At 67.2% G+C, this 9,825-nt stretch carries 13 protein-coding genes and 1 tRNA gene; 5 read left to right on the top strand and 9 right to left on the bottom strand.

Features of this window, described 5'->3' with window-relative positions:
* Positions 1 to 75 precede the first annotated feature (75 nt).
* Entirely contained in the window at positions 76 to 804 is a 729-nt protein-coding gene (locus GR316_RS03015; protein ID WP_211784580.1) for an RNA methyltransferase, read from the bottom strand.
* Positions 805 to 909: 105 nt separating this feature from the next.
* On the opposite strand from GR316_RS03015, the gene GR316_RS03010 reads away from it, so the two are divergent.
* Both GR316_RS03010 and rpe read left to right on the top strand, forming a co-directional pair.
* The gene (locus GR316_RS03010; RefSeq protein ID WP_211784579.1) at positions 910 to 1,530 is read left to right on the top strand and encodes a thiamine phosphate synthase; all 621 of its coding nucleotides are present in this window, start codon (positions 910 to 912) and stop codon (positions 1,528 to 1,530) included.
* Positions 1,531 to 1,558: 28 nt separating this feature from the next.
* On the top strand, positions 1,559 to 2,242 hold the full coding sequence (gene rpe / locus GR316_RS03005) for a ribulose-phosphate 3-epimerase (RefSeq protein WP_211785082.1): 684 nt from the start codon (positions 1,559 to 1,561) through the stop codon (positions 2,240 to 2,242).
* A gap of 4 nt (positions 2,243 to 2,246) precedes the next feature.
* Here rpe and GR316_RS03000 read toward each other — a convergent pair whose 3' ends face one another.
* Positions 2,247 to 2,411 carry a hypothetical protein gene (locus GR316_RS03000; RefSeq protein WP_211784578.1) on the bottom strand — a complete coding sequence of 55 codons (165 nt, stop codon included), beginning with the start codon at positions 2,409 to 2,411 and terminating at the stop codon, positions 2,247 to 2,249.
* Between the two features lie 146 nt (positions 2,412 to 2,557).
* Between GR316_RS03000 and ccmI the strand changes: the two genes are divergently transcribed.
* Both ccmI and ruvX read left to right on the top strand, forming a co-directional pair.
* A complete protein-coding gene (gene ccmI / locus GR316_RS02995; RefSeq protein ID WP_211784577.1) occupies positions 2,558 to 3,739 on the top strand; it encodes a c-type cytochrome biogenesis protein CcmI in 1,182 nt (393 codons plus the stop codon).
* Positions 3,730 to 4,188, top strand: coding sequence for a Holliday junction resolvase RuvX (gene ruvX, locus GR316_RS02990; protein WP_211785081.1), 459 nt, complete (start codon positions 3,730 to 3,732; stop codon positions 4,186 to 4,188). Before ccmI ends, ruvX begins: the two co-directional genes overlap by 10 nt.
* On the opposite strand, the gene dusA is transcribed toward ruvX, so the two are convergent.
* The 3 genes from dusA to GR316_RS02975 all read right to left on the bottom strand — a co-directional run bounded on the left by dusA (position 4,185) and on the right by GR316_RS02975 (position 6,306).
* Entirely contained in the window at positions 4,185 to 5,126 is a 942-nt protein-coding gene (gene dusA, locus GR316_RS02985; protein ID WP_249218829.1) for a tRNA dihydrouridine(20/20a) synthase DusA, read from the bottom strand. The genes ruvX and dusA overlap by 4 nt on opposite strands.
* 63 nt (positions 5,127 to 5,189) lie before the next feature.
* Positions 5,190 to 6,125: a choline ABC transporter substrate-binding protein gene (gene choX, locus GR316_RS02980; protein WP_211784575.1), complete on the bottom strand. Its 936-nt coding sequence runs from the start codon at positions 6,123 to 6,125 to the stop codon at positions 5,190 to 5,192.
* 104 nt (positions 6,126 to 6,229) lie between these two features.
* Positions 6,230 to 6,306 (bottom strand) — tRNA-His (locus GR316_RS02975).
* A gap of 103 nt (positions 6,307 to 6,409) precedes the next feature.
* Between GR316_RS02975 and GR316_RS02970 the strand changes: the two genes are divergently transcribed.
* Positions 6,410 to 6,622, top strand: a complete 213-nt coding sequence (locus GR316_RS02970; RefSeq protein ID WP_211784574.1) for a DUF6324 family protein — start codon at positions 6,410 to 6,412, stop codon at positions 6,620 to 6,622.
* Here GR316_RS02970 and GR316_RS02965 read toward each other — a convergent pair.
* Genes GR316_RS02965 through GR316_RS02950 form a run of 4 tightly spaced genes read right to left on the bottom strand, consistent with a single transcriptional unit; the run spans position 6,619 to position 9,813 of the window.
* On the bottom strand, positions 6,619 to 7,086 hold the full coding sequence (locus GR316_RS02965; RefSeq protein ID WP_211784573.1) for an MmcB family DNA repair protein: 468 nt from the start codon (positions 7,084 to 7,086) through the stop codon (positions 6,619 to 6,621). The two genes, GR316_RS02970 and GR316_RS02965, sit on opposite strands and share 4 nt — an antisense overlap.
* 51 nt (positions 7,087 to 7,137) lie before the next feature.
* Entirely contained in the window at positions 7,138 to 7,896 is a 759-nt protein-coding gene (locus GR316_RS02960; RefSeq protein WP_211784572.1) for an iron ABC transporter ATP-binding protein, read from the bottom strand.
* Positions 7,893 to 8,852, bottom strand: a complete 960-nt coding sequence (locus GR316_RS02955; RefSeq protein ID WP_211784571.1) for an iron chelate uptake ABC transporter family permease subunit — start codon at positions 8,850 to 8,852, stop codon at positions 7,893 to 7,895. Before GR316_RS02955 ends, GR316_RS02960 begins: the two co-directional genes overlap by 4 nt.
* Positions 8,839 to 9,813 carry an ABC transporter permease gene (locus GR316_RS02950; RefSeq protein WP_211784570.1) on the bottom strand — a complete coding sequence of 325 codons (975 nt, stop codon included), beginning with the start codon at positions 9,811 to 9,813 and terminating at the stop codon, positions 8,839 to 8,841. Before GR316_RS02950 ends, GR316_RS02955 begins: the two co-directional genes overlap by 14 nt.
* Positions 9,814 to 9,825: the final 12 nt, after the last annotated feature.

Raw genomic sequence — 9,825 nt, 5'->3', positions numbered from 1 at the left:
TGCCCCGTCACGATAGCGCGCAAATCCCGCCAGCCGCAACCGCAGCAGGCAAGGATTCCAGCCGCTTGGCCCGGTTTAACCGTCGCGGCGGCGGACGATTTGACGCAGCATGCCGTGGAAGGTCTGAACCTCGGCGCGGGTCAGGTTCAGACGGCTCCACATGTTGCGCAGCGCAAGGCGCATGCCGGGCGATTTGGCAGGCGGGAAGAAGAAGCCCGCCTCGTCCAGACGTTCCTCGAAATGATCGCCCAGCTTCTCCACCTCCACGGCGGTGGCAAGGTCGGTGCGGGCCATGTGCAGAACCTCGGCCGGAACCTCCACCGTCTGGCGGCGCCATTCGTAGGCCGTCAGCAGCACGCACTGCCCAAGGTTGAGCGATGGAAATTCCGGGTTCACCGGCACGGTGATGATGGCATTGGCCAAGGCCACATCCTCGTTCTCCAGCCCGGCGCGTTCGGGGCCGAAGAGGATGCCGACGCGCTTGCCCTCGGCCGAGAGGGCGCGAGCATGTTCCATCGCGCGTTCCGGGGTCATCACGGGCTTGGTCAGCTCCCGCCCCCGCGCGGTGGTGGCAAAGACATAGTCGCAATCGCCGATCGCGGTCGGAAGGTCGGGGAACAGCCCCGCCGCATCCAGCACCCGCCCCGCGCCGGACGCCATCGCATTGGCCTTCGGGTTCGGCCAGCCGTCGCGCGGATCGACGATGCGCATCCGCTCCAGCCCGAAATTCAGCATCGCGCGGGCGGCCGCGCCGATATTCTCGCCCATCTGCGGGCGCACGAGGATGAAGGCGGGCGGGATCATGGGGGCCTCTTTTCTGCGTGCGCTCTGATACGCCGGGCACATGTTGATGACAACCGCCGCCGGTTGCGCTATGGCAGCGGCCAGTCACGAACACGGAGCCCGAAGATGGCCGATGCCGAGCGTCCCCAAATCTATCTCTCCACCCCGGCCGCCTTCGATGCCGAGGTTTTCGCCCCGCGCCTTGCCCGCGTGCTGGACGGCGCAGAGATCGCCTGCCTGCGCCTTTCGCTCGCGACGCGCGACGAGGACGAGATCGCCCGCGCCGCCGATGCGCTGCGCGAGATCTGCCATGCGCGCGACATCGCGCTGGTGATCGAAAAGCATGTCCTTCTGGTCGAACGCCTCGGGCTGGACGGGGTGCATCTGATGGATGGCTCGCGGTCGGTACGCAAGGTGCGCAAGGATCTGGGCAACGACGCCATCATCGGGGCCTTCTGCGGCACCACCCGGCACGAAGGCATGACCGCTGGCGATGCCGGGGCCGATTACATCGCCTTCGGCCCGGTCGGCCCGACGCCGCTGGACGATGGAAGCCAAGCCGAGCACGAGCTTTTCGCGTGGTGGTCCGAGATGATCGAGGTGCCGGTCGTTGCCGAAGGAGCGCTGACGGCGGCGCGGGTGGCGCAACTCGCCCCCGTGACCGATTTCTTCGGCATCGGCGATGAGATCTGGGGTACCGACGATCCCCTTGCCGCGCTGAACGAACTTCTCGCGCCCCTCGGTTGACCCCGCACGCGCCCAGACGGAGCAGATGATGTCCTTTGACCGCAGCCTGAAAATCGCCCCCTCGATCCTTGCCGCCGATTTCGCCGCCTTCGGCGCCGAATGCCGCGCGGTGGAGGATCAGGGCGCGGACTGGATCCATGTCGATGTGATGGACGGCCATTTCGTGCCGAACCTGACCTTCGGCCCGGCGATGTGCGCGGCGCTGCGCCCGCATATCCGCACGGTCATGGACGTGCATCTGATGATCGCCCCCGTCGATCCCTATATCGAGGCCTTCGCCAAGGCCGGCGCCGACATCATCACCGCCCATGTGGAGGCTGGCCCGCATATCCACCGCACGCTTCAGGCGATCCGCGGCGCGGGGGCGAAGGCGGGTCTCGCCCTCAACCCCGGAACGGGGATCGAGGCGGTGCCGCATCTTCTGGATATGGTGGACCTGATCTGCGTGATGACGGTCAATCCGGGGTTTGGCGGTCAGTCCTTCATCGCTTCGCAGGTGGCGAAGGTGCGGGCGCTGCGCGAGATGATCGGCGATCGTCCGATCCATCTGCAGATCGACGGCGGCGTCACGCCGGAAACCGCCCCCCTCGTGGCCGAGGCGGGGGCGGATGTGTTGGTCGCGGGCTCTGCGGTGTTCCGCGGCGGATCGGTTTCCGATCCGGCCCCTTATGGTGCGAACATGCGCGCCATTCGGGATGCCGTCGCGGGATAAGCGGTCAATTCGTTGTGTGGACCACGGTGTCGGCGCCTTCGTCGGGGCCGTGGCCGGTCAGCACCGCCGTGCCGATGATGGCGACGATCCCCACGAGGATCACCGCATAGACGATCTTCATCGGGCCGCGCCGGGCGTCCTTGCCGCTCCTGTCGTCATTGGGGGCCATGTCGGCATGCTCCTGTTCCTGTGCGAAGGGAACACATGCCGGGGCAAGGCGGTTCCCCCAGCCCCGGCCCGGATGCAAATATCCGGGGGGCGGCTTCCGCCTGCGCCGCGATCCTTCTATGAAGGGGCGAACGAAAGGGCCTTCCGATGCAGAACTGGATCTTCTGGGCGATCATCGGCTGCCTGTGTCTTGCGGTGGCCGCGACGTTGATCCGCGCCCTTCTGGTTCGGGGCGGGGATGACGAAGGCTCCGACCTGCGTTTCTATCGCGCGCAACTGACGGACATCACCCGCGATCTCGAACGGGGCACCCTGATGCCGGACGAGGCCGACCGCTTGCGGCTGGAAATCTCGCGCCGTCTGCTGGATGCGGACCGGGCGGCGGGGGCCAAGCGGGCGCGCGGGCGCGGCGCGGTGCTGCCGGCGGCGATCCTCGTCGCGGTCTGCGTCGCGGCGGCGGTGCCGTTCTATCTGCGCGTGGGGGCGCCCGGTTATGCCGATGCGCCCTTCGGCCCCCGGATCGACGCGATCGAGGCCGCGCGCGCCGCCCGCCCCGATCAGGCCGAGGCCGAACGCCGCGCCCCCGCCCCGCAGACCACGCCCCCCGACCCCGAGCTTGCGGGCCTCATGGATCAGCTGCGTCAGGCCGTGGCCCGCAACCCCGACGATCTGCGCGGCCAGCGCCTTCTGGCCGAGAACGAGGCCGCCCTCGCCAATTACAGCGCTGCCGCCGAAGCGCAGCAGCAGATCGCCCGTCGCACCGGGGACGCGCAGGACTATGCCCTTGCCGCGCAATATCTCGGCTATGCCGCCGGGGGCTACCTTTCCCCCGAGGCGGAGGCGCTGCTAGACCGCGCGCTGTCGCGCGATCCGCGCGAGCCGCTGGCGCTGTTCCTGTCGGGGCTGATGATGGCCCAAGGCGGGCGCGAGGATGTGGCCTTTCGTCTGTGGCGCCGCGCGCTGGAGGTCGGACCCCCGGATGCGGCATGGCGCCCTCAGGTTCTGGCCGCCATGCCCGACATCGCGGCCCGTGCGGGCGTCCGTTGGACCGCGCCCGACGATCTTCCCCCCGGCGCGGATGCGATCCGTTCGCTCGCCCCGGACGCACAATCCGAGGCGATCACCGGCATGGTCGAAGGGCTGGCGGCGCGGCTGGCCGCCACGGGCGGGGATGCAGACGAATGGGCGCAGCTCATCCGGGCCTACGGCGTTCTGGGCCGGACGGACGATGCCCGCGCGGCCTTTGCCACCGCCAAAGCCAGCCATGACGATCCGGCCGACCTCGACATCCTTCAGCAGGCCGCCATCGCGGCAGGAGTATCCCCTTGATCGAAGATTTCACCCGCCTGCTTCCGCAATATGGCGCGATTGCCGGGCTCGACTTCGGCGACAAGACGATCGGCGTCGCGGTATCGGACACGTTCCGGCAGGTGGCGACGCCGCTTCTGACCATCCGGCGGACCAAGTTCACGCTGGATGCCGAGGCGTTGCTCCGCCTCGTGGCCGAACGGCAGATCAAGGGCCTGATCCTCGGCCTGCCGCTGAACATGGACGGGACCGAAGGGCCGCGCGTGCAAAAGACCCGCGCCTTCGCGCGCAACCTTTCGCGCCTGACGGACCTGCCGATCGGGTTCTGGGACGAACGCCTCTCTACCGTTGCCGCCGAACGCGCCCTGCTGGAGGCCGACACCTCGCGCCGCCGCCGGGCCGAGGTGATCGACCACGTCGCCGCCGGGTTCATCCTGCAAGGCGCGCTGGACCGGATGCAGAACCTCTAGGCGGCGGCGCGGACCGCGCCTTCGGCATCGTCCAGAACCGGCAGCCCCGCCCCCGGCCGGCCCGCATGTTCCGACAGATACCGCCGCCATGCCCGCGCGCCCGGACGGCCCGTGAAAAGGCCGAGCATATGCCGCGTGATCTGATGCAGCCGCCCGCCCTCCGCCAGATGCGCGGCGATATAGGGGCGCATCGCGGCAAGCACCTCGGCCGGTTCGGGGGCGAAATCCTCGCCCCATAGGGCATCGGCCCCGGACAGGACCGACATCGGATCGTGATAGGCGGCGCGTCCGATCATGACGCCGTCCAGCCCCTGCGCCATCAGATCGCGCGCCTGATCCAGCGAGGTGATGCCGCCGTTGATCGCGATGGATAGATCCGGGAAACGCTGCGCCATCCGCAGGACCAGATCGTAATCGAGGGGCGGAATATCGCGGTTCTCCTTCGGGGACAGGCCCTGAAGCCACGCCTTGCGGGCATGGATCGTGACCTGCCGCACCCCAGCCGCCGCAATGGTATCGAGAAAGGCCGGCAGCACCTCTTCGGGGTTCTGGTCATCGACGCCGATGCGGCATTTCACCGTCACCGGCACCTCCGCCGCGCCGATCATCGCCGCAACGCAGCGCCCGACCAGCGCCGGGTCCTTCATCAGGACCGCGCCGAAGCATCCCGACTGCACCCGGTCCGACGGGCAGCCGACATTCAGGTTGATCTCGTCATAGCCAAAGGGCGCGGCAAGGCGGACGGCCTCGGCCAAGCTTTCGGGCTCGGACCCGCCGATCTGCAACGCCACCGGATGTTCCGCCGCGTCATGCCCCAGAAGGCGCGCGCGGGGACCGTGGATGATCGCCTTGTCGACGACCATCTCGGTGAAGAGGCGCGCATGGCGCGACATCGTCCGGTGGAACACCCGGCAATGGCGGTCCGTCCAGTCGATCATGGGGGCGACGGCAAGCCGCGCCACCCGGTCCTGATGCAGGTTCGCGTCCATATCCCTCCCCCCTCAGAGGTCCAGCGCCTCGCGAAGGGCGGCGGCGGCGGGGGCACCATCCCGCGTGGTGACATCCTTCAACCAGTCGTCCAGACGTTCGGGGTTCGCCTTGATCCACGCGGTCGCGGCTTCGTCCGGTGCGGCACCGTCGAGGATCTCTCCCATCAGGTCATTCTCCATCTGGATGTCGAATCGCAGATTGCTCAGGATCGCCGCCGCGTTCGGGCATTGGGCCGCCCAATCAGGGCGCGCCACGGTGCGGACCGTAGCCCCGCCGTAATCGGGGCCGAACCAGTCGTCGGCGCCGCTCAGATATTGGATGTCGATGTCGTTGTTCATCGGGTGCGGCGCCCAAGCGAGGAACACGATCGGCTTGTCCGAACGCACGGCCCGCGTCACCTGCGCCAGCATCCCCTGCTCGCTCGATTCGACGATATGCCAGCCCGAAAGGCCCAGCCCCTCGGTGTCGATCATCTTCAGGATGTTCTGGTTCGCCGGGGCCCCCGGCTCGATCCCATAGATCTTGCGGTCGAACGCATCAGCATGGGCCGCGAGATCCGCAACCGATGCGATCCCCGCGGTCGCCTCTTCCTTCGGCACGGCGAGCGTGAACTTCGCCCCTTCGAGGTTCGTGCCCAGCACCTGCACCTTTCCGGCCGCATCCAGATCGTCGATAAACGCAGCCTGCGCCGGCATCCAATTCCCAAGGAATGCGTCGATCTGATCGGATTTCATCGCCGAATAGCCGACCGGAACCGACAGCGTCTGAATCTGCAACCGATAGCCGAGGGCATCCAGAATCACGCCCGCCACGCCGTTGGTGGCGGTGATGTCGGTCCAGCCCGGATCGAAGCTGCGGATCGTGGCGCAGTCCGCGCCGTCCTGCGCGAAGGCCGTCGATGCGGACAGGGTGGCCGCACAGGCCATAAGGAAGGAAGTGATGCGCATGAGATCCTCTTTCACGGGCTTGCCGGGGCGCTTCTTTCACGCCCGATACGGGATTGGCAAGCAAGAGGTTCGTGACCGCGCCCATGATGGGCGCAAGGTCGTGATGGTACCGACTCCCCGGCTCGAACGGGGGACCCCCAGATCCACAATCTGGTGCTCTAACCTACTGAGCTAAGTCGGCACTGGGGGCCGTTTAAACGCGTGCAAAACGGATTGCAAGACCCTTCGTGCACTTGCATCCTCTTGTTTCCGGCACTAGTCCCGCGCGTAAAGGAGCATCGCGCATGAGCATCGACAAACAAAGCGACATCGCCGCGAATCTGCAGATCGGTCCGACCTCGGTCGGCATGGTCCGCATTTACATCGAGGCGGAGGGCATGGAACTGCCGCTCGACTTCGACCCTGACGAGGCCGAGGAGATCGCCGAGGAGCTTCTGGCCGCCGCCGAACGCGCGCGGGCCATGGGAAGCGATCCGGCCCCGAAGAAGAAACGCTAGATCCGCGCGCCGCCGCGGCAGCCGGGATCACGCTCCCCCTGCAAGCGCAGGGCGGCGTGACGGGCGAAGCAATGCACCATCGCCTTGCGCCGCGCCGGCGCAAGGCGCGCCTCCGGCCCCATGCGGATGATCTCGGCATCATAGGCATCGGCGAGGATGAGGCCCGTCCCTTCGGGCAGAAGATCGGTCGGGAAATCGGAATCCACCGCCCAGAAGAACCGATCGCACCATTCGAGATAGTTGTGCCATTTGCGGTCTGCTGCGAAATCGGCGCGGCCGGATTTGCATTCGACGATCCACACCTCCCCCTTCGGGCCGAGGGCCATCACATCCACCCGCAGCCCCGCCGCAGGCACCAGTTCCTGCACCGAGACGTAATCGAGGCTGCGCAGATGACGCGCGACACCGCGGGCCAGTCGAAAGCCGGGCGCGGCGGAGAGCATGGGGTCGTCGTCGGGGATCATGCCCCCAAACATGAACGAAGCACGAACCTTCGTCCAGTCCCATCCGCGTGATCAGGCGTAGAACAGGCTGATCCGCTTGCCCTGAACCTCCTGCACGACGATCTCCATGTCGTAGATGGAGGAGAGGACCTCGCTGCGCATGATCTCGGCGCAGGGGCCGGCATGACAGATCCGGCCGTCCTTCATCGCCACGATCGTATCCGAATACCACGAGGCGAAGTTGATGTCGTGCAGCACCAGCACAACGGTCTTGCCCAGCTCATCCGCCGCCCGGCGGATCTGCTGCATCATGTTGCGCGCGTGCTTCATGTCGAGGTTGTTCAGCGGCTCATCCAGCAGGACGTAATCGGTGTCCTGTGCCAACACCATCGCGATATGCGCCCGCTGACGCTGCCCGCCCGACAGCTCGTCGAGGAAACGCTCGCTCAGCTCCGTCAGGTGCAGATAGGCGATGGCCTGATCCACCCGCGCCCGATCCTCGGCCGTCAGGCGCCCGTGCGAATAGGGATAGCGGCCGAAACCGACCAGATCGCGCACCGTCAGCCGCGAGGCGATGTGATTGTCCTGCCGCAGAATCGACAGCCGCTGGGCAAGGATGTCGCTGCGCGTGCGGTCCACGTCCAGCCCGTCCACCGACACCCTGCCCCCGTCCCGATCCGTCAGCCGCGCGATCAGCGACAGGAGCGTCGATTTCCCCGCCCCGTTCGGCCCGATGATGGACGTGACGCCCGGCCCGCCCAGCGTGACGCTGACGCCATCGACGACCGGCACGCCGCCGAAGGTCTTGCTGACATTGTCGATGACGATCATCGCGCCGCCCCCCGGATCAGAAGAATGATGAAGATGAGCCCGCCGAGGAACTCGATGATGATCGAAAGCGCGGTGTCGAAGGCGAAGACCCGCTCCAGCAGGGTTTGACCGCCGACGAGGCAGATGATGCCCAACAGAACCGATGCCGGCAGGATGTAGCGGTGCCGCCCCGTGCCGCAAAGGACATGCGCAAGGCTGACGACCAGCAGGCCGAAGAACGTCACCGGCCCGACCAGCGCCGTCGCCACCGCCACCAGAACGGCGATGATGCACAGGATCGCGGCCACCATGCGGCGGTAAGGCACGCCAAGGCTGATCGCCTGCTCCCGCCCAAGGATCAGCACATCGAAGGCGTGCGAGATGCGCCAGGCCGCAAGGCTCGCCCCCGCCACCAGCAGCAGGGAGACGCCCAGAAGCGTCGGATCGATCCGCCCGAAACTGGCGAAGAAGCTGTCCTGCAGGCTTTGAAACTCCACCGGATCGAGCATGCGCTGCATGAAGGCCGAAAGATTGCGGAACAGGACGCCGAACACGATCCCCACCAGCACCATCAGATGCAGGCTGCGCTGCCCGCGCAGGAACAGCCATTGGAACAGCAGGACCGCAAAGCCGGTCATCGCCAGAACCTCGGCCCCGAACTGCGCCTGATCGGGCAGCGTGGCCAGAACGCCGAACCCGAAGAAGAACACGACGGCGGTGCGGATCAGCACGAACAGCGCGTCGAACCCCATGATCGACGGGGTCAGGATGCGGTTTCCCGTCACCGTTTGAAAGAGGACGGTCGACACCCCGACGCACCACGCCACGAGCATCAGCCCCAGCACCTTGCGCCCGCGATATTCCAGCACGAAGGGCCAGTTGCCCCGCACGCCCAGCGTCATGAAGGCCGCGATCGACAGCAGCGCCAGCGCGGCAAGGATGGCCAGCACCAGAATGGGGCGATCAAGGCGCGGCATGATGCCTCCGCCGCAGCAGCAGGAACAGGAAGGCCGCGCTGCCGATCACGCCCAGCATGGTGGCGATCGGAATCTCGTACGGGGCGCGGATGGTGCGGCCAAGGATGTCGCAGATCAGGACGAACCCGGTGCCCATCACCGCGACCCACGGCACGGTGCGGCGCATATTGTCGCCGATCATCAGGCTGACGACGTTCGGGACGATCAGACCGAGGAACGGGATCACCCCCACCGTCACCAGCACCGTCGCACTGACGAGCGAGACGATGATCAGCCCCAGCACCATCGTGCTGCGGTAATTGAGGCCAAGGTTCGTGGTGAAATCCCGGCCCATCGCCGCCAGCGTCAGCCGGTCGGCGGCGGCATAGGCGGCAACGGCCAGCGCACCGGCCAGCCACAACAGCTCGTACCGGCCGCGCAGCACGCCCGAGAAATCCCCCATGGACCACGCCCCGACCGAGGCGAGAAGATCGAAGCGATAGGCGAAGAACGTCGTCACCGCCCCGATCACGCCGCCCAGCATGATCCCGACCAGCGGCACCAGCAGCACATCGCGCAGCGGCACCATCCGCAGGATGCGCATGAAGAGCGCCGTCCCCGCCAGCGCGAACAGGCTCGCGATCAGCATCTTGCCCATGACGGGCATGCCAGGCGCCAGCACGGTCACGACCAGAAGGCCCAGCCCCGCCGATTCCACCGTTCCCGTGGTCGATGGTTCGACGAAGCGGTTGCGCACGATCATCTGCATGACGAGCCCCGCCACCGCCGTCGCCGCCCCCGCAAGGACGAGCGCCAGCGTCCGGGGCACGCGGCTGGCCAGCAGCACCTGCATCTGCCGCGCATCGGCCTGCCCGCGCAGCACGTCCATCGGCGCGATGTCGGTCACGCCCACGAACAGGCTTAGGGCCGCCAGAAGGACGACCGCGAGGATGGCACAAGGAAGGGCGGCGGGATGCGTCATGGGATTGTCGGG

Origin of the sequence: Falsirhodobacter algicola, assembly GCF_018279165.1 — a bacterium.
Lineage (GTDB): Bacteria > Pseudomonadota > Alphaproteobacteria > Rhodobacterales > Rhodobacteraceae > Falsirhodobacter > Falsirhodobacter algicola.
This window is presented reverse-complemented; position numbering and strand designations above follow the sequence as displayed.

Excerpts from the sequence above, each read along its gene's own strand:
- dusA (WP_249218829.1), bottom strand. The coding sequence starts at position 5,126 with ATGATCGACTGGACGGACCGCCATTGCCGGGTGTTCCACCGGACGATG.
- ccmI (WP_211784577.1), top strand. The coding sequence starts at position 2,558 with ATGCAGAACTGGATCTTCTGGGCGATCATCGGCTGCCTGTGTCTTGCG.
- rpe (WP_211785082.1), top strand. The coding sequence starts at position 1,559 with ATGTCCTTTGACCGCAGCCTGAAAATCGCCCCCTCGATCCTTGCCGCC.
- GR316_RS03010 (WP_211784579.1), top strand. The coding sequence starts at position 910 with ATGGCCGATGCCGAGCGTCCCCAAATCTATCTCTCCACCCCGGCCGCC.
- GR316_RS02960 (WP_211784572.1), bottom strand. The coding sequence starts at position 7,896 with ATGATCGTCATCGACAATGTCAGCAAGACCTTCGGCGGCGTGCCGGTC.
- GR316_RS02955 (WP_211784571.1), bottom strand. The coding sequence starts at position 8,852 with ATGCCGCGCCTTGATCGCCCCATTCTGGTGCTGGCCATCCTTGCCGCG.
- GR316_RS03000 (WP_211784578.1), bottom strand. The coding sequence starts at position 2,411 with ATGGCCCCCAATGACGACAGGAGCGGCAAGGACGCCCGGCGCGGCCCG.
- GR316_RS02950 (WP_211784570.1), bottom strand. The coding sequence starts at position 9,813 with ATGACGCATCCCGCCGCCCTTCCTTGTGCCATCCTCGCGGTCGTCCTT.
- GR316_RS03015 (WP_211784580.1), bottom strand. The coding sequence starts at position 804 with ATGATCCCGCCCGCCTTCATCCTCGTGCGCCCGCAGATGGGCGAGAAT.
- GR316_RS02970 (WP_211784574.1), top strand. The coding sequence starts at position 6,410 with ATGAGCATCGACAAACAAAGCGACATCGCCGCGAATCTGCAGATCGGT.
- choX (WP_211784575.1), bottom strand. The coding sequence starts at position 6,125 with ATGCGCATCACTTCCTTCCTTATGGCCTGTGCGGCCACCCTGTCCGCA.
- GR316_RS02965 (WP_211784573.1), bottom strand. The coding sequence starts at position 7,086 with ATGATCCCCGACGACGACCCCATGCTCTCCGCCGCGCCCGGCTTTCGA.